Source organism: Acinetobacter sp. YH12040, from assembly GCF_013420005.1.
GTDB classification, from domain to species: Bacteria; Pseudomonadota; Gammaproteobacteria; order Pseudomonadales; family Moraxellaceae; genus Acinetobacter; species Acinetobacter amyesii.
This window is the reverse complement of sequence record NZ_VOZB01000011.1, coordinates 1-21,366: the sequence shown is the minus strand read 5'-3', so window position 1 is coordinate 21,366 and position 21,366 is coordinate 1. Positions and strand designations below refer to the sequence as shown.

At 40.6% G+C, this 21,366-nt stretch carries 19 protein-coding genes; 9 read left to right on the top strand and 10 right to left on the bottom strand.

Annotation, left to right across the window (positions count from 1 at the left end; all coding sequences use genetic code 11):
* Nucleotides 1-95 precede the first annotated feature (95 nt).
* The gene (locus FTT99_RS12555) at nucleotides 96-1,106 is read right to left on the bottom strand and encodes a hypothetical protein (protein ID WP_160242927.1); all 1,011 of its coding nucleotides are present in this window, start codon (nucleotides 1,104-1,106) and stop codon (nucleotides 96-98) included.
* Nucleotides 1,107-1,498: 392 nt separating this feature from the next.
* Between FTT99_RS12555 and dhaK the strand changes: the two genes are divergently transcribed.
* The 3 genes from dhaK (at nucleotide 1,499) to FTT99_RS12540 (ending at nucleotide 5,923) form a co-directional block, all read left to right on the top strand.
* Nucleotides 1,499-3,229, top strand: coding sequence for a dihydroxyacetone kinase subunit DhaK (gene dhaK, locus FTT99_RS12550; RefSeq protein WP_180131995.1), 1,731 nt, complete (start codon nucleotides 1,499-1,501; stop codon nucleotides 3,227-3,229).
* 225 nt (nucleotides 3,230-3,454) lie between these two features.
* Nucleotides 3,455-4,132 (top strand): DUF421 domain-containing protein, encoded by a 678-nt coding sequence (locus tag FTT99_RS12545; protein ID WP_180089250.1) that lies wholly within the window; start codon nucleotides 3,455-3,457, stop codon nucleotides 4,130-4,132.
* A gap of 603 nt (nucleotides 4,133-4,735) precedes the next feature.
* The gene (locus tag FTT99_RS12540; protein WP_180131997.1) at nucleotides 4,736-5,923 is read left to right on the top strand and encodes an ammonium transporter; all 1,188 of its coding nucleotides are present in this window, start codon (nucleotides 4,736-4,738) and stop codon (nucleotides 5,921-5,923) included.
* A 75-nt stretch (nucleotides 5,924-5,998) separates the two neighbouring features.
* Here FTT99_RS12540 and FTT99_RS12535 read toward each other — a convergent pair whose 3' ends face one another.
* Entirely contained in the window at nucleotides 5,999-6,697 is a 699-nt protein-coding gene (locus tag FTT99_RS12535; protein WP_180131999.1) for an HAD family hydrolase, read from the bottom strand.
* Nucleotides 6,698-6,869: 172 nt separating this feature from the next.
* On the opposite strand from FTT99_RS12535, the gene FTT99_RS12530 reads away from it, so the two are divergent.
* Nucleotides 6,870-7,577 (top strand): phosphatase PAP2 family protein, encoded by a 708-nt coding sequence (locus FTT99_RS12530; protein ID WP_180132001.1) that lies wholly within the window; start codon nucleotides 6,870-6,872, stop codon nucleotides 7,575-7,577.
* Nucleotides 7,578-7,620: 43 nt separating this feature from the next.
* On the opposite strand, the gene FTT99_RS12525 is transcribed toward FTT99_RS12530, so the two are convergent.
* From FTT99_RS12525 to FTT99_RS12505, 5 genes are all read right to left on the bottom strand, one after another.
* Nucleotides 7,621-8,940, bottom strand: a complete 1,320-nt coding sequence (locus tag FTT99_RS12525) for an ATP-binding protein (RefSeq protein WP_180132003.1) — start codon at nucleotides 8,938-8,940, stop codon at nucleotides 7,621-7,623.
* A 19-nt stretch (nucleotides 8,941-8,959) separates the two neighbouring features.
* A complete protein-coding gene (locus FTT99_RS12520) occupies nucleotides 8,960-9,628 on the bottom strand; it encodes a response regulator transcription factor (protein WP_180132005.1) in 669 nt (222 codons plus the stop codon).
* Nucleotides 9,629-9,631: 3 nt separating this feature from the next.
* Nucleotides 9,632-11,302, bottom strand: a complete 1,671-nt coding sequence (locus FTT99_RS12515) for a phosphoethanolamine transferase (protein WP_180132007.1) — start codon at nucleotides 11,300-11,302, stop codon at nucleotides 9,632-9,634.
* 140 nt (nucleotides 11,303-11,442) lie between these two features.
* Nucleotides 11,443-12,549 (bottom strand): porin, encoded by a 1,107-nt coding sequence (locus tag FTT99_RS12510; protein WP_180132009.1) that lies wholly within the window; start codon nucleotides 12,547-12,549, stop codon nucleotides 11,443-11,445.
* 127 nt (nucleotides 12,550-12,676) lie between these two features.
* Nucleotides 12,677-13,963: an MFS transporter gene (locus tag FTT99_RS12505; RefSeq protein WP_180132011.1), complete on the bottom strand. Its 1,287-nt coding sequence runs from the start codon at nucleotides 13,961-13,963 to the stop codon at nucleotides 12,677-12,679.
* Nucleotides 13,964-14,132: 169 nt separating this feature from the next.
* Here FTT99_RS12505 and FTT99_RS12500 point away from each other — a divergent pair, with 169 nt between their 5' ends.
* The 5 genes from FTT99_RS12500 (at nucleotide 14,133) to putP (ending at nucleotide 18,905) form a co-directional block, all read left to right on the top strand.
* Entirely contained in the window at nucleotides 14,133-14,768 is a 636-nt protein-coding gene (locus FTT99_RS12500; RefSeq protein ID WP_180132012.1) for a 1-acyl-sn-glycerol-3-phosphate acyltransferase, read from the top strand.
* A 61-nt stretch (nucleotides 14,769-14,829) separates the two neighbouring features.
* Nucleotides 14,830-15,753, top strand: a complete 924-nt coding sequence (locus FTT99_RS12495) for a patatin-like phospholipase family protein (RefSeq protein WP_180055353.1) — start codon at nucleotides 14,830-14,832, stop codon at nucleotides 15,751-15,753.
* A 99-nt stretch (nucleotides 15,754-15,852) separates the two neighbouring features.
* Nucleotides 15,853-16,332, top strand: coding sequence for an NfeD family protein (locus FTT99_RS12490; RefSeq protein ID WP_078189968.1), 480 nt, complete (start codon nucleotides 15,853-15,855; stop codon nucleotides 16,330-16,332).
* Between the two features lie 16 nt (nucleotides 16,333-16,348).
* Nucleotides 16,349-17,203 carry an SPFH domain-containing protein gene (locus FTT99_RS12485; RefSeq protein ID WP_078189969.1) on the top strand — a complete coding sequence of 285 codons (855 nt, stop codon included), beginning with the start codon at nucleotides 16,349-16,351 and terminating at the stop codon, nucleotides 17,201-17,203.
* A 211-nt stretch (nucleotides 17,204-17,414) separates the two neighbouring features.
* The gene (putP, locus tag FTT99_RS12480) at nucleotides 17,415-18,905 is read left to right on the top strand and encodes a sodium/proline symporter PutP (RefSeq protein ID WP_111885594.1); all 1,491 of its coding nucleotides are present in this window, start codon (nucleotides 17,415-17,417) and stop codon (nucleotides 18,903-18,905) included.
* 197 nt (nucleotides 18,906-19,102) lie between these two features.
* Here putP and FTT99_RS12475 read toward each other — a convergent pair whose 3' ends face one another.
* The 3 genes from FTT99_RS12475 to FTT99_RS12465 all read right to left on the bottom strand — a co-directional run.
* Nucleotides 19,103-20,011 carry a polyprenyl synthetase family protein gene (locus FTT99_RS12475; RefSeq protein WP_078193048.1) on the bottom strand — a complete coding sequence of 303 codons (909 nt, stop codon included), beginning with the start codon at nucleotides 20,009-20,011 and terminating at the stop codon, nucleotides 19,103-19,105.
* Between the two features lie 130 nt (nucleotides 20,012-20,141).
* Nucleotides 20,142-21,119, bottom strand: coding sequence for a GGDEF domain-containing protein (locus FTT99_RS12470; protein ID WP_180132013.1), 978 nt, complete (start codon nucleotides 21,117-21,119; stop codon nucleotides 20,142-20,144).
* Between the two features lie 151 nt (nucleotides 21,120-21,270).
* Nucleotides 21,271-21,366 (bottom strand): transposase domain-containing protein (locus FTT99_RS12465; RefSeq protein WP_141192730.1); only part of this gene is annotated, 96 nt, incomplete at its 5' end.

Sequence of the window (21,366 nt, the reverse complement as noted above, 5' to 3'; positions counted from 1 at the left end):
TCTTGCGAAAGTATAGTTTCATCTAATTTTTGAATTGGCTAAAACCTTATAAAATATAGCTTTTCACTGCTTAAAATTTGACTAACGCAAGAAGTCTACTTTTTAAAAATTAACTTCGATAAAGCATATGAAATAATAGTTATTCCGAAAATTAATATAGCATAAGAAATAAGAACGTATGTAAACATAGAATTCAATTTTAATATAAATATTTCCACTAATCCTGGCATACTGGCAAGTGTTGCTGCGACCCCTAATAGTGCTAATAAATAAACTCTAAATTCATCTGTTTTCCTATTTAAATCCCTTATTTTTTCTTGCTCACTAATATTTTCAATTTCAATTATTTCATGAAGAAATTTAATCTGATTAATCAACTCATTATTTCTATTTAATAAATCATATTTTTCAATAATTTTAGACCAATAGGCATTTAACTCAACACTACCATCAGATATAGGTTTTATAAAAAAATATTTTGCGTTAAATAATGCTACATTCTTTACAAGAGCTCTCATTCTATCTTGACTAGTAGTTAAACTAATACCTCTAAGATTTTCAGAAAGATCATTTATCACTTTTATATAAGCTTGACTCAGAGCATACAATAAAATAAACCTTTGAAAATTTTGATCAGCATTATATCCTACCTCATTCACATACATAATATTTTTAGGCTCAATAAATATTTTTGCATTTCTAAAATCCAAGAAATCTTCTCTCCTAATTGAAGATTTACCTCCCTTTAATCTTATTGAATTTTTGATCAAATTTTCTTCTTTTAAACCATCAATATCACAATAAACCAACGTAGCAAAAGGTAACTTTTGACCTAACGATTTTTTTTTATCTTCATACTGTTCTTTAGTAATTAATTTACTAAATTGAGTTTCGAAAAAAGAAATATTATATTTAGTCTCATATTCTTCACCTTTAAAAAAAATCAAACTCCAACTTACTCTGCCTTTGTCTATATTCTGATAAAAATCAAAACACTTTAATTCATTTCTAAAAAATAAAATATCCTTCTCATCAATTTTTAGCTTATCAGAACCCTGAGGAATGTTCTCCATTTCAAATAAACTACATATTCTTATGCTTTCCATAATGCCCTACTGTTATTAAGTTAAAGAATAAAGTTAAAAATTACAACTAAGTTAACACCTTCAATGGGCTTTGTTGCACAAAGATTTCATAACTATATGATTTTAAAAGTTTTGATTATTTTTTGATCCAAAATTAAATTTATTTAAATCAGATGCTTACATATTTATGCAACAAAGCCCCTTCAATGTAATAATTTTATTATATTTTTAAGAATTTCATAGCAAAAATAAGATACTAAAAAATCAAATATTCATAAAAAAAATAGAAAAATCTATCCAACTATAATTTCACCTTCGAAATCAAGTTTCAATAATTTAATTTTTATTTATTTAATAATTTCTATAATAATAAGACTTCAGACCTCTCCTAGAATACTTGAAGGCTCTCCTCCATGAAAAAACTCATGAACAACGCAGAACACCTCGTTGTCCAAATGTGCAAAGGACTTGTACTGGCTCATCCAGAGCTTCAATTTAATGAAGCCTATAAAATCATTTCACGTAAAGAAAAACACCAAAACGTGGCATTGATCAGTGGCGGCGGTAGCGGTCATGAACCTGCACATGCAGGCTTTGTTGGCACAGGTATGTTAGACGCTGCCGTATGTGGTGACGTATTCGCCTCACCTTCACAAATTCAGGTCTATAAAGCCTTGCAGCAAGTCGCGACTGACAAAGGCGTCCTGATGATTATCAAAAACTATTCTGGCGATATGATGAATTTCCAGAACGGTGCAGCCTTAGCAACTGAAGATGGTATCAAAGTTGACTACGTGAAAGTGGCAGATGACATTGCGGTCAACGACAGCCTCTATACAGTCGGTCGTCGTGGTGTTGCAGGCACAGTATTTGTACATAAGATTGCAGGCGCAGCGGCATCAAAAGGTTTAGAACTTGCCGAAGTAAAAGCGATTGCTCAAAAAGCTGCAGACAACGTCATTAGCCTTGGTTTTGCTTATAGCTCATGTACCGTTCCTGCTAAAGGTACGCCAACCTTCACATTGGCTGATGACGAAATGGAATATGGCGTCGGCATTCACGGTGAACCCGGCATCCGTCGTGAAAAAATCTTGCCATCTAAAAAAATGGCACAGCGCATCGTGGATGACCTGTTCCTTGACCGCCCAGACATGAAAGAAGTTGCAATCTTGGTCAATGGCTTTGGTAGCACACCGCTGCAAGAGTTGTATGTCTTTAACCATGATGTATGCGAACACCTTGCACGTAAAGGCATCAAAATTTACCGCACATTTGTCGGCAACTATATGACCAGTATCGACATGAATGGTGCATCTGTGTCCTTGCTTGCTGTCGATGATGAATTGAAAACTTACCTCGATGCAGCAGCCAACACCCCTGCATTTAAAATGGATGGTTCAGCAGCACAGCCTTTAACTTTCACGACCAAAGATTCTGCCACCGAAGCTGTAGTAAATACCCAAGTTGAAACACAGCCTGAACATGCGGTGATTAGCAATGAACAATTCACCATCGAAAACATGCGCTATGTGGTCGATGTCATGTCTGCCTGCATCATTAAAAATGAAGTGCCATTCTGTGAACTAGACGCGCATGCAGGTGACGGCGACTTCGGTATGAGCGTGGCGAAAGGCTTTAAGCAATTAAAACGTGAATGGCAAAGTCTGATTCAAGCGCAGCAGATGGATGAATTCATGCTGAACTGCTCAATGATCATTATGGAACACTGTGGCGGTGCATCTGGCCCAATCTGGGGTTCAGCATTCCGTGCAGCAGCGAAATCAATTCAAGGCAAATCAGTTTTAACTGTCGCTGATTTTGCAGAGATGCTGCAAGCAGCGGTCAAAGGCATTCAAACTACAGGTGAGCGTTCATTTGGACGCGGCGCAGTGGTGGGTGATAAAACCCTGATTGATGCACTTGTACCATGCGCAGATTCTTGGTCTGCCCATACCGATAAATCCTTTAAAGAAAACTTTGTACTTGGTGCAAAAGCGGCGGTTCAAGGCGCTGAAAATACCAAAGAGATCGTAGCGCGTATGGGACGTGCGGGAACTGTAGGCGACCGTAGTCTTGGCTATCCAGATGCTGGCGCACATGGTTTAGGTGTAATCTTTACGGATATTGCAGAACATATTAAATAACTGAGCATCTTTAAAAATTGCCAGACCACATCAAAAGCATCGATTCGTCGGTGCTTTTTTTATGGCTATTTTAAAGCACTTTTTTTTCATCAAATATCTCATGCATACAATACCGTTAGCATGAAATCCATTTTCAAATAATGCTTAAAAATTAACACAATTGAGCTGCTTTATCGCCTAGCGCTTTGCTAAGTTAAAACATATAACGATAAAAAAGGATGAGACATGGATTTAAATCAAATATTCATCCATGACACTACATGGACTTTTGCTGCCGAAGTGATTTTGCGTAGCGTCATTATGTTCGTTTTAATCATCGTATTCTTACGCCTAACAGGCAAACGCGGCGTGCGTCAGTTATCCATCTTTGAAGTTGCCATCCTCCTTGCTTTGGGTTCTATTGCAGGCGACCCGATGTTTGAAGAGGAACTCCCCCTCTTACAAGCGCTCATTGTAATGACGGTGGTGATTGGTTTATACCGAGTTATCACTTGGCTCATGATGAAATACCAACCTTTTGAAGATTTAATTGAAGGCAAAGCCCTCTACATTGTGGAAGATGGTGAATTGGTCTTAGAAAAGATTAAGCAAGGTAAAATGTCACATGATGAATTCTTCTCTGAAATGCGTCAGCAAAATGTGGAGCATCTTGGACAAGTTCGAGTTGGTTTATTAGAAAGTGATGGAAAATTTAGTATTTTGTTTTATCCACCTGAACAAGTACGTTATGGACTGCCACTATTTCCGAAACCCTATAAAGCGGTTCGAGATATCAAAATGCATCAGCTGTATGCCTGTACGCACTGTGGCAAAACCATGTACATTTACGGTGCTCAGGATACCTGCCCGCGCTGCGGATGTTGTGACTGGGCTGAAGCGATTAATACACAGCGTTTAGCTTAAGCATTCAAGGCTAAAACTTTAAAATTCTGTGCCGCTTCAATTAAACACGTCATCAAAATACAGTCAGATCCAACGACCATCACCACAAAACCACCTCTTGGAGGTTTATTTCGCCATCTAAAAGTGCAACAGCAGAGATTTCATTGGTTAATATCTGTGCATTATTTCAGTTCAGGTGAGACATCTAGCTTTCATCTTTTGAAGACCACAAGATGCTCAGACAGACTCCCTAAAATGTATCATTTGTCAATTTTCAGTTCCATTATCGCGCTAACATCTATCAATCAGATAAAAATATAAAATAATGAATTGCCCTGAATTAACTCAGAAATGGCGCTATTTGTTTTTCATTTTTTAAACAGATTCTAAAAACATAGTTTTTCACTTAATAATCATTCATTTAATTTTGTCATTGCAAATCATCATTGCACTATTTTAGTGCACTACTGTCATACTCAAGCAAGTCTTTGCTTTATATCGAGTCTTCTACATTTTTTAGTTTTTTTAATCAAAATTTCCCTCTCTCACTCCTCTTTTCGAAATTATTCCGCTCGATATACTGAAGTTCTTTTCGTGAACTAGCGCACTAAACTGGAACACCTTATGCAAAATATAGATCTCCTCTTTCTCCTTCTTGGTGCAGTCTTGGTTCTTGCCATGCATGCAGGCTTTGCATTTTTAGAATTAGGTACAGTACGACATAAAAATCAGGTCAATGCGCTGAGTAAAATTTTGACTGACTTTTCTATTTCCGCAATTGCATACTTTTTTGTGGGTTATTACATCTCTTATGGTCAGCACTTTTTTCATATTGGGGACACTTTAGCAGCCGATCATGGCTACAACTTAATGCGTTGTTTCTTCCTGCTGACTTTTGCCGCAGCCATTCCAGCGATTATTTCAGGTGGTATTGCTGAACGTGCAAAAATGCGGACTCAAGCGATTGCCACATTATTATTGGTCGCTTTGGTCTATCCATTCTTTGAAGGCATGGCATGGAATGGTAATTTTGGATTACAAGGTTGGTTAGAACGTACATTTGGCGCAGCCTTTCATGACTTTGCTGGTTCGGTCGTGGTACATGCCATGGGCGGTTGGATCGCTTTGGCTGCGGTGCTTTTACTTGGCGCACGTCATGGACGCTATAAAAAAGACGGTCGTATCAGCGCGCACCCGCCTTCAAGTATTCCATTTCTTGCCTTAGGTTCTTGGATTTTAATCGTCGGTTGGTTTGGCTTTAACGTGATGAGTGCGCAACGTTTGGATGCCATTTCAGGACTGGTTGCGATTAACTCTCTCATGGCAATGGTGGGCGGTACGCTTGCAGCAAACTTTATGGGTAAAAATGACCCCGGTTTCTTACATAATGGTCCCTTAGCAGGTTTGGTTGCAATCTGTGCAGGCTCAGATGTAGTTCATCCTGTCGGTGCGTTGATTATCGGCGCTATCGCAGGTCTGATCTTTGTCAAACTATTTACTTACACTCAAAACAAACTCAAAGTCGATGATGTACTTGGCGTATGGCCACTACATGGTGTATGTGGTGCTTTCGGTGGTATTGCAGTGGGTGTATTTGGACAAAAATGGTTGGGCGGTTTAGGCGGTATTTCAATGATCTCTCAATGTATCGGTACGCTGCTCGCGATCGTGATTGCATTAGCAGGTGGTTTCATCGTTTATGGTCTACTCAAAGTAACGATGGGTATTCGCCTAGATCAAGAAGAAGAATTCCGTGGTGCAGACTTAAGTATTCACCGTATTTCGGCAAACTCTGAAGAAAACATGTTCTAAATAACACAATCTAAAGCGGCATTTATGCCGCTTTTTTTACCCAGAACTTCGCTTAAAGCTTGAGTTTAAATCACCTTATTTTAGAAAATCTAAGACCTGATCCAAATGCTGAATTTTATTCGGAATGCTGTGCTGTTGTTCAGCACTTAAAGTATGAAAGCCTTCAAGCAATACAGCAGACATCCCTGCTTGGCTCGCACCATAAATATCATTGACAGGATGATCACCAATAAATAAACACTCGGTTTCCATCACGCCCAACTCACGACAACTGTGCTGAAATATTTCAACTTTGGGCTTACTGATGCCTGCACTTTCCGAGCTGATGATCTGATCAAAATACGATGCAAAACCTAGTCCATTCAGAATATTCAGGCGTGTGGCATGTCCACCATTCGACACCACAGCCAATTTATACTGCTGTTGTTTTAGTTGCTGCAGCAAGCTCAATGCTCCTGGCATCGCCACGGCAAACTGACCAAAGTGCTGAAACCAAAATTGTGTCAGCTCATCAAAATCGGGTTGATGTATCCAACTTAGCTCTGTTTGTAGGGCATAAGCGACAGATGCCCCAATACTGGGATGAGTAAGGAGTTCTTTTTTCGGATACCCCCCATTATCTATACGGTTAATAATACGTTTAATCTGTACAAGGTCTACCTCCGCCAGCGTCGACTGATAAGACTCGGCTAAATACTGCGTATAAGCCTGAACGCTGTGATCTCGATGAGTCAAGGTATTATCTAAATCAAAAAGGACTGCACGTATGCTCATAAATCTTTATTACTGAGTTTTCAAAAACTTTAACACAATGCCCGTTCTGCTTTATGCACCTTCTTCGCTATCGATATCGATACAGTTCACATAGCCGATTAAGTCTGATTTAAGTTTCATGTTTTCAAATAGCAGCATTCAAACAAAATAATTTCAGCACATCACACGACTTATGCTCTCGAACCGTTTCTTTTTATTACGGCAAGCCCTGCTGCTCACACTCAGTTTGGTTGGCCTCCTTTATGTTTTCCCCGTCGGTGGTTCGCTCGACCAAGCTTTTATTCAGCCTTGGGTCGACCTACATGGTGGTTTTCCTCATCGTAATGATTGGGCACTTGCGGTGCTGAACCATCGCTATATCAAGAATATCGTTATAGGCGTTTATGTTCTCTATATCGCAGCGTGGATATGCAGTTTTAAATATCCGCATCTGAAAGCACGTAAGTTTGAATTTGGCTATTTTATCGTGGTGGCTCTACTCAGCACGGCAATGATTGGTTTACTCAAATCACAATCTGCACATGCCTGCCCTTGGAATATGACCGTCGCCACAGCCCAAGGCTTTTCTTGGGATTTTTCAGCACGCCAAGGACACTGCTTCCCCGGTGGCCATGCTGCGACTGGTTTTGCCTTAATTACGGGATATTTTGTTTATCGAATACATCGACCTGCCCGTGCTTACTTCTTTTTATGTGCTGGGCTGATTTTAGGCTTTGCTTTTGGCTGGGCGCAAATGATGCGGGGTGCGCATTTTCTGAGTCATAACCTTTGGACCGTATGGATCATTTGGGCATTTAATTGTGCCATGTATCTGTTATTTTCTCGCCATTTCACTACATCAACTACGCAGCAAAACAGCAAACCTTTTACATGGATCTAATTAAGTCCCTGAATTGAGCTTGATCTGAAAATGATTGAGTCACTCATGATTCACTAAATGGGATCTGTAAACTCACTTTCAGACCACCCAATGTTTCACTTTGAGAAAACTCCAATTCCGCACCGATATGTTTTGCGGCTTTATCCACGATTGCCAGCCCTAAACCACTTCCAATTTCTTCATGATTATAAATTCGATAAAAGCGTTTTCGAATTTGCTCATATAAAGCAGGGTCGATGCCAGGCCCACTATCTTCAACCTGTACAACCGCCTGCCCCGCATGTTCAAAGACGGAGACATTAATCATGCCCTGTGCAGGGGTATATTTAATGGCATTATCAATCAAATTAAAAATGATTGAATGTACGGTTGGCTCAAGACTATATAAGGCAATGCTCTGTTGTTGCTCCATGCCAAGGTCAATATCTTTTTGCATCGCCAAATGTACCAGTTGCTCGACACAATTGGTTGCGACTTGCTTGAGATCAAAATGTTGTTTGCGCTCAAGCTCAAAGACCGAGGCGTCTTGTTTTGCCAAACTCAATAATTGACTGACCAAATGCTGAATACGAATTAAACCTTTACTCAAATTTTGTAGGGCGTCATCTTGTGGGAATTTTTGTAGCAAAATCTGCATTTGCAAATTCAGTGCAGTAATCGGGGTCCGTAACTCATGCGCTGCATCAGCAATAAACTGGCGCTGTTCCTGCTGCGACAACGAAATTCGTTCAAACAACTGGTTCATTTCGATAATAGTCGGTGCAATTTCCTCTGGATAAGGCATTTGAGAGATTGGAGAAAGTTCAAAGGCATCCCGTTTTACCAGTTCTTTTTTAAATTTTTCCAGTGGATTTAAACTGCGTTGAATCAACCATCCCAAAGCGATTAATGCAAAAGGTATGAAAACCAAATAGGGAATAAACATACTACTAGCCAATTCAGCAGCAAGATGTTGTCGAACCGATTCTTGCTGACTGACCTGAATTTGCCGATCTGCAAGTGGCAAAATATAGGTATGCCACTCATCTTGTTGGGTACTGTGAGTATAAAAACCGGCTTTGGGCTGAGGCGCGACCAATAATTTTAATTGATGGGTTTGATGCGCATTGGATTGATAGGTCCACACATCGACAAATAAATCTTCTTCGTGATAACGCTTATGTTGATCAAATTCGCTGCGAATGGGCTGCGGATCATGCTCTGCAACACGTTCCGCCAAATTTTGCATTTGCGCATCTAAAATTTCATTAATTTCTTCAAGTGCAATTCGATAAGCTGAAAACACCAAAAGACAGCCCAAAAGCATACTGAAAACAGAAACATAAATAATTAGTCTCTTTTTCAGAGAATAAGGCTGCTGCATGGTTGATAATTCCTTTGCCTTAACCGAGTCGATAACCTAAACCACGAATGGTGCGAATAAAATCTTTGTCTAATTTTGTTCTAAGATGATGCACATACACTTCAATAGTATTACTGCTGATATCACTATCAAAATCGTAAAGCTTATCTTCTAAATTGGCTTTCGAAAAAATCTTATTCGGATGCGTTACCAGTGGAATCAATATGGCCCATTCACGGTTAGATAAATCGACATATTGACCCTTATAGCGTGCAAGATGCTGTTCGATATCTAAAATCAATTCACCATGTTTTAAAATTTTCTGTGGTGCTTCGACTGAACTCAGCCCTGTGCGTCGAAGGAGTGCATGAATCCGTGCAAGTAATTCATCAAACTCATAAGGCTTAATCAGATAGTCATCTGCCCCATGGTTTAATCCATCTACACGATTTTGTAATTGATCACGTGCCGAGATGATTAATACCGGAAATTTAGGCTGGATTTGACGAATTTGTTTCAGGACTTGCATACCATCCATCATCGGCAAACCTAGATCCAGCAAGACGATATCAATCCCCCCTTGCATTATGAGCTTTAAGCCATCGATACCATTATTCACCCACTCGACTTCAAACTGTTGATAGTTCAACAAGGTTTTAGTCGATTCGGCAATCATGAAATCATCTTCAATAATAAGTATTTTGTGCATGGCTTAAGTCCTGCGCTGTACTGAAGTACATTGTTGCAACATATTGTTTTTTTCATCAATCACTTGAGTCTGCACATCGAGCAAACTCAATAGCGATGGAAATAGATTATCCTGACTTAATTTTTGGCTTTTTTGTGCCATTAAACAAGTATATTGCGCTGAATTATTTTTTTGCCACGCCGGTGAAAACCACATCAACATCGGTACATGGGTTTGCTGTGACGGTGCAATTGCGTATGGAGAACCGTGTAAATATAAGCCATGTTCACCTGTCGACTCGCCATGATCGGACAAATACCACAGTCCTGTTTGATAGTGGTCAGTCACTTTTAAGGTGTTAATCAATTCACTCAGCACATGGTCGGTATAGATAATACTGTTGTCATAACTATTTATTAATTCTGTCGAGCTACATCCCTGTATGGCATTGCTATTACAGGTTGGCTTAAATTTTTGAAACGCTGCGGTACTTCGTTTGAAATAGGCAGGGCCATGACTGCCCATTTGGTGTAACACAATTAAACGGGGAGTTTGATCTGCTTTGGGAATCGAAGCCAAATATGCCTTCAAACCATCCACTAAGATTTCATCATGACATTCGCCATCGGCATCACACCACTTTTTCTTCAGTGCTTCAGGAAATTCATATTTTTCAACACGTGTACATGTGCCCTTACAGCCTGAATTATTATCTAGCCACGTCACCTTATAGCCTGCACGCTGTGCAATATCGAGTAAACCTTCGCGATGACTTGCAAGCTGTTCGTCATATTCGGTTCTCGACATACCCGAGAACATACAAGGAACAGACACAGCGGTTGCGGTGCCACATGAACTGACTTGGCTAAAATTGATAATATTTTGCTGACTGAGTTCAGGATTGGTATTTTTAGCATAGCCATTGAGTGAAAAACTTTCCGCGCGCGCAGTTTCACCAACCACCAAGACCATCAATTTTGGTAAGCTTTTGGCGCTTACGTTTTCAACCATATGTGCATCTTCACCATAGCTCAGCAATGGCAAATTCTGTTTCGGTGCTTTTTTGTGATAATAGGAAAATGTCGAAGCGATACTGTTTTGTGGTGAGAGCATGCCTTTTAAGTCACGATGCTCACGAAAGATCGCTGCATAATCAACAAAATAAACAAACAGCAAAGCACCCAAAAGGATGAGCGATAGCACTATATGTAGACCCTTTTTGGCTACGACAGTGCTTAGGGCTTCTTTATGCAGTGGCAAAAGCCAGATCAATAGCACTGGCAAAATAACCAGTCCAAAGACCCAGATAAAAAATTGTGGCGAGATTAAATCCTGCACTTCCTTTACATCTGTTTGCATCATGTTCTGCACTTGGTCAGATGTAATGGTCACGCCTAAACTATTGACGAAATAAGCGCTCAAGCCACCAATGATCAGCAAAACACTCGCCAAAAGTTTTGAATTCCATCGCCATTGCAGTAGTTGCATCAGCACATTATAAAGTGCCACTACCACCAGTACGGTTGCCGCTAAAAATAGTCCGGCCTTCAGCCCCGTATAAGGTGTGAGCTGCTGGATTTGCTGATAAAACGCGAGGTTCAAAACCACCCCAAGCCATAAGGCAAGCACGAGGTTAAATTGACTTAAACTAAGTCTTGGAATTTTTTGCTGTATTTTAGCTATGACCTGAAGCATATTGGCATCAATTATTGATCTTTGATGCCCTAATCTAAAAATTCAAACTTAAAAATCACTTAAAACTGATCAAAACCAAACAAGAAAAATCAAAAAAGGCGATGTAAAACATCGCCTTTTGAACAACTTAAATCAAAGTTTTAGAATTTAAATTCTAGACCTGTACCTAGAACAGGTTGTTCACTTTCATTAGAACCTTGTTCAAGTGCTAAGTAACCTGCATAACCATAAGCTTTCACTTGTTTGCTAAATGCATAATCTGCACCTGCAATGAATTGCTGAGCTTCATAATCCTCACCCACTTTATAGGTCGTGGTATTTTGACTATATTGTGCTTTGACTGTCCACGCTTTTGCAGATGGTAGATTGTATTCTGCACCGACTAACCAACCTTGAGCATCATCAATATTTGCTGCTGCAACATCATTACCTTTAGCAGCCTCAACCTCTGATGTTTGATACAGTGCTTTGAGTGCCAAACCGCCCTCAAGATTTACGCGACCAATCGCACGAACGGTATTTGCAGCAGCAAATACTTTGGTACCTGTAACTTCAGGAGTTTGAGCATTTAAGATCCCTACACCACCAAAGTTCGATGGAATGGCTTTGTCATACGCCAAACCTGCGACAACAACGGGGCTGTCATAGACAACAGACGCCGACCAAGCATCGCCAAGACCACGACCTGCGGTTTTTACTACACCTTTGTCGCTCTTGATTCCTGAAGATTCACCAGTTGCAAGCAATGCATTAACTTTAATTGCACCTTCCGCAATTTTAAATGCTGGTGATTCATAGACAACAACGTTATCGACACGGTTTTCACCGGTCATGATGCCTGTAACATCAGCACGGTTACCCACGTAGTTGTTGAATGTATCAACCGGACTAGACAATTGTTTTAATGGTGTATCGTGTGCACCAACTTTCAATGTACCAAGTTTCGCATCTTTCAAACCAACGAAGCGGTTACGCTTAGACCAGTCATCGCCTTCGCCGTCTGAGTTAAATGCCCATTCAATTGCATAAACTGCGCTTAAACGGTCTGTCAGTTTTTCATCGCCCTTTAAACCCAAGAAAGAACTGTTTGAACTGATTTCAACGACATCTTTGTCTGAAACACCCGTTTTATTATCTTCAGGTAAATAATCAACAGACGCATCAATTTCACCGTAGAAGGTTGGTGCTGCAAAGGTTGAACCAGCCAAAAGGCTCAATGCGATAGCCGCTGCTAACTTAGTTTTCATCAAAAATTTTCCTTAAATTATTTTGTAACAGATATTACACACGGGAAACATATTACAAAATTATTAAAATAATATTTGCATTGCTCTTTTAGTGCTTTAGCTGATAAAAAACAACCAAAATCATGATTTAGAAGTGATTTTGGTCATTTTTTGATGCTTTTCCCCAAAATAGAATCGGGCCTAAGCTCAATGCAGCCAAACCTGTGATCCAAAATAAATAAGTGCTATAACCCAACTGATCGGCCACTATGCCACTGATGCTATACAGCCCCCCACTCACCGTCGCCATAATGGCAACCTGAAATGTAAAGTCCGTTGCTGCAAATGCTTTACGACTATATTGCATCACCAAAGTCAGCATGATCACGAGCAGCATGGCTGAAATCATGTCTTCGGCAGCATTGATCCCATAGATCAGCCATTCATGGACGGGCCGTTTTGCCTCGAACTGCAAAGCCAGCCATGCATAGGCCAATAAACTGAATATTTTCAATACCGAATAGAAAACCAAGGCTTGCGCCCGAGAAATATACTTCAAGCTAAGACTAGCAAGCCCTGCCCCAATTAAAGCAGCCACCGCACCTAACATGGTGATATACAGACCAATTTGACTAAAGCTCAATCCTAAATCGACCATCAGTGGCTTAAGTAAAGGACCTGCCAGACCATCTGCAAGCTTAAAACTCAACAAGATCATCAGCCACAGTGAGAGAGTTTTAGTTTGAGTAAAATAAGTCAGATACTGGCGAATGGCGTAGAACAAGCCTGAAGTATGTTTATGGTTGTTATCATTCTCTTGAGAGGAAATTATGTTGATTGGTGGCTTTGAAGGTTCTCGATACAGAAAAATAGGAATCGTATTGATGAACACCAATGCCGCTAAAAACAGAAAGGTGGCTTGCCAATTCAACCAATCCAAGGCCCAAAGCACAGCGCCACCACCCACGATAAAGCCAAGTCTTGAACCAATCACCTGAAAGGTATTGCCCCAGTGCTGTTGGTCAGTTTTTAAAATATTGACAGCCAAGCCATCCGTTGCAACATCTTGAGTTGCACCGACCAAATTCATACTGAGTAAAGCCACAAAAAACAGCAGCAAATACATTGGTTCATTCAAGCTTTGGATCGGCAAAAAAGACAGGAAGACCAAGACCAACACGGACAACAACTGCATTGGAATAATCCAACTCCGATAGTGCCCTTTGGACCTTGAACCATGTCGATCAATCCACGGTGCCCAAAAAACTTTGATCGACCATGGCAGCATGAGTAATCCAAAGCCACCTATATGTGCCAAAGAAACACCTTGCGCTCTTAAAATCACTGGTAAAGCATGCGTCATAAAACCGACAGGTAACCCTTGCGCCCAATATAAAGAAAACAGTAAAAGATTGAGCTGACGAAGCTGGATCATAAGTTCCTAAATGTTGAGTGCGCTGAAGTTACATTTAGAGTAGTCAAAATACGGCTATTTTGCCAATGATCTAAAAAAATCATCAACCTAAGATAAAGGTCAATGCTGATGCCGTACTTTTAAATGTGCATCACATCAAAAATGGATTTCACCTATATAAGAATATGCAATGAATCAAAAGACTCTATTATTTCCGGTTTTGCCCGATCAAGTCCCATCACGTGGTTCCACTCTGAGCCGCGCAATATTTAAAAAACTTTTTTTGGCACAAGGATGGAAATTTGACGGCGAATTTCCCAACCTTGCCAAAGCTGTAGCGATCATTTCTCCGCATACTTCTAATATAGATGCATGGCACGGCTTTCTCGCCTTGCTTGGGATCGGGATAAAAATAACCATTTTTGGCAAAAACACCCTTTTCGATACTCCCTTAAAACCACTTTTGGATTGGATCGGCGTGATCCCTGTGCAGCGTGAAAATCCACATGGACTGACGCGTGAAATTGCTGAGATTGTCCAAGCGACAGATCAAATTTGGATTGGAATGGCACCTGAGGGAACACGAAAAAAAGCCGATAAAATCCGTAGTGGTTTTTACTATATTGCCTATGAAGCACAGATACCTATTGTGATGTTTAGCTTTGATTATGCAAAGAAAACCATTCATTGCTTGGGTGTTTTTGAACCGAGTGGAGATTTTGAAACTGATCTCGAAAAAATTTTGAAGATATATGACGGGAAGTTTTCCCCGAAAAATCCCGAATGGTTGGCCTTGCCGTTACAAAAGCACTGGAAAAAGCCCTAGTCAAATGGCTATTTTTTTGATGTGATGTGCACTTTGTATATTTAACCATCAGATTTCACCCATGAAACTTTTGCATTACCTGATTCCTAGCCTCTTCGTATTAGCACTCACTGGCTGTGATTCTGCAACCAAAACGCCTGCAACCACGACACCTACACCAGCCAAAGCACGTGAACCGGTGATCGCGATTGCGCTCGGTGGTGGCGGTGCCAAAGGTTTTGCTCATATTGGCGTGCTTAAAGTGCTTGAATCGCACGGTATTAAACCTAAAATTGTGACTGGGACCAGTGCGGGTAGTTTTGTCGGTAGCTTGTACGCCAGCGGTAAAACGCCTTATCAAATGCAGCAATTGGCCTTAAACTTTAAAGAGTCCGATATTCGTGACTTAACCTTAAATAGCCAAGGCATTATTCAAGGGCAAAAACTGCAAGACTTTGTCAATAAAAACGTCGGCAATAAACCAATTGAACAGTTTCCAAAACGCTTTGCTGCTGTAGCCACCCGTTTAGATAATGGCAGCAAAACTGAATTTAACCGCGGCAATGCTGGCCAAGCAGTGCGTGCATCGTGCAGCATTCCGAATGTATTTGTACCTGCGACTATTGCAGGGGTTAAATATGTCGATGGGGGTTTAGTCAGCCCGATTCCAGTGAAAACGGCACGTGATATGGGTGCAGATATCGTGATTGCTGTTGATATTTCTGCGCGTCCTGACGGTAGCAAAGCCGTAAGCATGTTTGGTTTACTCGATCAAACCATTAACATCATGGGACAACAAAGTATTAATGAAGAACTGAAAAATGCTAATTTCGTGATTCAACCTAAAGTGGGACATATCGGCACACTCGATTTGAAGTCGAGCAATGCGACGATTTTAGAAGGTGAAAAAGCCGCACAGCTCAAAGTGAATAGCATTATTAAGGCGATCGATAACTTTAAACAGTCCCCTGCGGCCTTTAAACCAGCACCAAAAGCGAAAATATAATTCAACGATTTTTTTTATATTCATTGAGTTATACATCTGCTACATTGATATAGATACTGGTTCATCTATATCAATTCACCCTTATATAAGAGTAGATGTATGGAATTTATTTTAGAACCTTGGCACTGGTTTGTATTGGGCGTCGCTTTGATGCTTTTTGAACTAATTTTGCCGTCTTTTGCTGCGCTATGGTTTGGCGTTTCCGCAATTTTGGTTGGGATCTTATATTGGATCTTTCCATCCATGGACTTTAATGTCCAAATTGTGGTTTGGATTATTTTTGCCGTGCTCTGCACATTTTTGTGGTTCAAATTTATTAAACCTTTATCCATCGATAAAACCAAAGCAGGTCTGTCCCGTGAAGCGACGATTGGCCAAGTGGGTATGGTGATTCAAACCCAGCTCAATCATGGCAGCGTTAAAGTTCGCTTCCCGATGCCTGTTTTAGGTTCAGACGAATGGCATTGCCGTACCCAAGATGCACTTCAAGTCGGCGACCGTGTTCGCGTGACCGATATTTTAGGCAATGATTTAGTCGTCCAACTGCACAGCAGCAACCACCCCACTGACAATCCATAAATAAGTGAGAAATGACATGTCTGGTGTTTCTATTGTTTTTTTAGCGCTCTTAGTTTTTGTAGCCGTCACCATTTTTAAAGGTGTCCGTATTGTTCCCCAAGGTTATAAATGGATTGTTCAGCGTTTAGGTAAATACCATACCACGCTCAATCCGGGGCTGAACTTTGTGATTCCGTATGTCGATGAAGTGGCTTATAAAGTGACAACCAAAGATATCGTGTTAGATATTCCCTCTCAGGAAGTGATCACTCGTGACAACGCGGTACTGCTGATGAATGCTGTGGCTTATATCAATTTAACCACGCCTGAAAAAGCAGTTTACGGTATTGAAAACTACACATGGGCGATTCAAAACTTAGTTCAAACCTCTTTACGTTCAATTGTCGGTGAAATGGACCTCGATGATGCACTGTCATCGCGTGATCATATTAAGGCTAAACTTAAAGCCGCAATTTCTGACGATATTTCTGACTGGGGTATTACGCTTAAAACTGTAGAAATTCAAGATATTAAACCTTCTCATACCATGCAAGCTGCGATGGAAGAGCAAGCGGCCGCTGAACGTCAACGTCGTGCGACAGTGACCAAGGCAGACGGGGAAAAACAAGCGGCTATTTTAGAAGCAGATGGTCGTTTAGAAGCCTCTCGTCGTGATGCAGAAGCTCAAGTGGTATTGGCAGAATCGTCACAGCGTGCAATTGAAATGGTGAGTTCAGCCGTCGGCGATAAAGAAATTCCAGTTGCTTACTTACTGGGTGAACAATACGTTAAAGCCATGCAAGATATGGCTAAATCTAATAATGCCAAAACTGTGGTTTTACCTGCGGATGTACTGAATACGATTCGTGGTGTGATGGGACGTAATAACTAAATCTTCACATTAATAAAAATGGGGCGTGACATACGGCCCATTTTTATGCCCAAAACAAAAAAGAAGGCAAAGTTTGTGAATTTATGTTTAAATTTCACGTTATTTTTTTGACGTTTTAGGACTTATCGTTCGATTTCACCTACTTGGCTTAGGCAAATCCCATTGAGTCCCCTAATTAAACGCAATTGTCCAACGCCAAAGCGGATACCGTATGAGCTCCCTGAATCCCACCCTAATTACCTTTCTCTTTTATATTGTCGCCATGGTCGTGATCGGTTTACTTGCATACCGTGCGACCAGTAACTTTTCTGACTACATTTTAGGTGGCCGCCGATTAGGGAGCTTTGTCACTGCCCTTTCTGCAGGTGCATCGGATATGAGTGGTTGGTTGCTCATGGGTCTTCCGGGGGCGATTTACCTTTCAGGTTTATCTGAAATGTGGATTGCAATTGGTCTGATCATCGGTGCTTGGCTCAACTGGTTACTTGTAGCAGGTCGTCTCCGTGTACATACCGAAGTTCAAAATAATGCTTTGACCCTACCTGACTATTTCTCAAATCGTTTTAACGATCAAAAGAAAATCTTACGTATCGTGTCTGCTGTGATTATTTTGATTTTCTTCGCAATTTACTGTGCTTCAGGCATGGTTGCAGGCGCTCGATTATTTGAAAGTATGTTTGGTATGTCGTATAGCACTGCGCTTTGGATCAGTGCCATCGCAACAGTGAGCTATGTGTTTATTGGTGGCTTCCTTGCTGTGAGTTGGACCGATACCATTCAAGCGGGCTTTATGATTTTTGCCTTGCTACTTACCCCTATCGTGGTCATGTTGTCATTCTCTGATTTAAGCCAGTTCACTCTGGCACTAGAAGCAGCACGCCCTCAAGCGATGAATGTATTTGCTGACTTAAGTTTTGTCGCAATCATGTCATTATTGGCATGGGGCTTAGGCTATTTTGGTCAACCGCATATCTTAGTGCGTTTCATGGCAGCAGATTCAGTTAAATCGATTCCTAATGCACGCCGTATTGGTATGACATGGATGACGCTCTGCCTCGGTGGCGCAGTTGCAGCAGGCTTCTTCGGTATTGCTTATTTCCAACAGCATCCAGAACTGTCAAGTGTCGTTACAGCAAACCCTGAAACGGTCTTTATGGAATTGACTAAAATTCTATTTAACCCATGGGTGGCAGGTATCGTATTGGCTGCGATTTTAGCTGCCATCATGAGTACCTTAAGCTGTCAGCTTTTAGTCTGCTCAAGTACATTAACTGAAGACTTTTATAAATCATTCTTACGCAAAAATGCTTCACAAAAAGAATTGGTTTGGGTCGGCCGTATTATGGTGTTAATGATTGCGTTGCTAGCGATCTATATGGCGGCTAATCCTGACTCTAAAGTCCTTGGTCTCGTCGCATATGCATGGGCAGGCTTTGGTGCTGCATTTGGCCCACTGATTATCATGTCATTGTTCTGGAAACGCATGACACTCAATGGTGCTTTAGCAGGTATGGTGGTCGGTGCGGTTATGGTTATTCTATGGAAAAACCTCTGGGGCGATACAGGGGTTTATGAAATTATACCGGGCTTCATCTGCTCACTCATTGCAATCATCATTGTGAGCTTAATGGGCAAAGCGCCATCTGCTGAAGTCACTGAAAAATTTGAAGAAGCAGATCGTATCTATAAAGAAAGTATTTAAGACCAATAGCACTTAAATTTAATTTCTAAGTTTTAATATCTGCAAAAAAGGACGCTAGGCGTCCTTTTTTCTTTTTTATCATGTCATCCATTTAGCTATTCCGTATATGGTTTATTGACTTCTGTTCCAAATGTTCTTGATATAAAAAAGCCCACAACAGATTACATGTGTGGGCTGAGGTCTTTTACTGCGTCATATTAACTTTGACGTTTTAATAAAAACTGTGTGATCTTGTGTAATTCTGCCGCATCTTCTGCAAAATAATCCAAAGCTTGAAGCGCTTGTGCATGTAATTCTTCTGCATAAGCTTGGGCTTGCTCGAGACCCATTAACGCAGGATATGTCGATTTATCCACTTGTTGATCTTTACCTGCAGTTTTACCCAATGCCTCAGTATCAGCAATAATATCTAAAATATCATCTTGCACCTGAAAGGCTAAACCAATCGCGAGACCAAATTCGCGGAGTTTAGGAATGGCTTGATCTGTGCCATTAAATATCGTCACTGCAGCCATCATGATTGCAGCAGAAATTAAAGCGCCGGTTTTATTTCGATGAATATTTTCCAGTTCATCCTGACTGACATGCTTGCCTTCCGCTTGTAAGTCTAGGACTTGTCCATTGACCATTTTTGAAGTTGCTGTCGCTAAAATTTGCATTTGCTTCAAGATGATCGGCGCTTCAACGGCTGGGCCTTGATCAAAGAGACGACTGCCCAAAACTTCAAAAGCCATCGATTGTAAAATATCGCCAGCAAGTAAGGCCGTATCTTCACCAAAAGCCACATGACAAGTTGGTTGACCACGACGAAGTAAATCATTGTCCATACACGGCAAATCATCGTGTGCCAATGAATAGCAATGAATAAATTCAATCGCCACAGCAGCACGGCGTACGGCTGCAAAATTGGTATTGGGTTTTAACGCTGCTGTTGCATAACAAAGTGCCGGTCGAACGCGTTTTCCACCCAACATCACAGCATGATACACCGCCCCTTTTAAGGGTTCTGGAATTGAAAATGCATCAAGCGCTGTCAGTAAATCCTGCTGAATACGCTGCTGCGCTTCTGTCAGGGCATGTGTGGAAACGTCTGTTAAAGAAGACACATTCACCTCAAATACTTTAAATATTTAACTGCTTCGTTCATTAGCAAATCGACTGCCAATGTTTTCTGTCAATTTTGACCTGTTGCATCATACTGCTTTCTCAGATCTTTCTCTATGTTACGGCCTAAATCTATGTGTTTTTCCCACAGTCTGATGGTTTTTTAAATGTCGTTTCCTCAAATAGCGCCACATTTTGTCCATCATTAAAACAGGTACAATTTTTCGAACCTTTCTTGGCTTGATACAAAGCCTGATCGGCACGTGCCAATGTTTCAAAAAATGACTCCGTACCATCCCACAGGGCCACTCCGCATGAGATACTCAGTTGTAGAGCTTTATCCGCATAACTCATCGAAGAAGCATAGATTTGCTCACAACATTGTTGTGCAATCGAACATGCGGTCGATATTGCTGTGCGTGGCAAAATTATTGCGAACTCTTCCCCACCCATGCGATATATTTGTGCATCTGCGTGTTGACTAATTTGCACCCTTAAAAGCTGCGCACTTTTTCTTAAAACTTCATCGCCAAACGCATGACCGTAGATATCATTGATTTGCTTAAAATTGTCTAAGTCGAGCATCATCAAACAAATTTCATCGGCTTGTTCAACCGCGAAGCTTTTTTGCCACTGAGAAAGGTCTAAATCAAAACCTCGTCGATTTTTTATCCCTGTCAGATAATCAAAATAAACTTGTTGTTCGAGTTGTTGGTTATGTTTCAACAGCGATAATTCGAATTGCTTTAAATTCGTTATGTCCGCACAGCACAACAGCACATGTTCCAAATCGCCACTTTGTTGAAACTTTGGTTTGAGCGTGAACCAATAATGCCGTTCGTTTTCACTATACATAAAGGGTTCAATGCTATCGTTCTCAAAACAGCGTAAATCAAACTCAGAACTTGTGGCTTTGGTTTTTTGCTGCATCACGGACACATGATTCAATACAATCTCTTGTAAGTCTGACTGAAATCGATGTTTAAATATTTGATTGGCGCATATCAGTTCAGCTGTCGCAGAAAATAACGCAGCAGGCATTGGCAACGCTTCTAATACAGCCAATTGTTCAGTAGGTAGATCCGATTTTATTAAGTCTTTTTTAAGCATGGTTTCGCTACTTTTTTCAGGGTAAAGCTACGCAAAATGCTAACAAAATTAATCTGACATAAATCACAGAAACTTTCTAATATTAAATGCAGTTCATATTATATAAAAATATATACCAATGTAAGCGTCCGCTGAACCCCATGCCTATTTTTTAATTTGAGTTGGATTTCCAGCGATGTGGCAGTAATTCTTCAATCTGAGTCACTTTATGTGTCGGCAACCTTTTCAGCACATCACTTAAATAGGC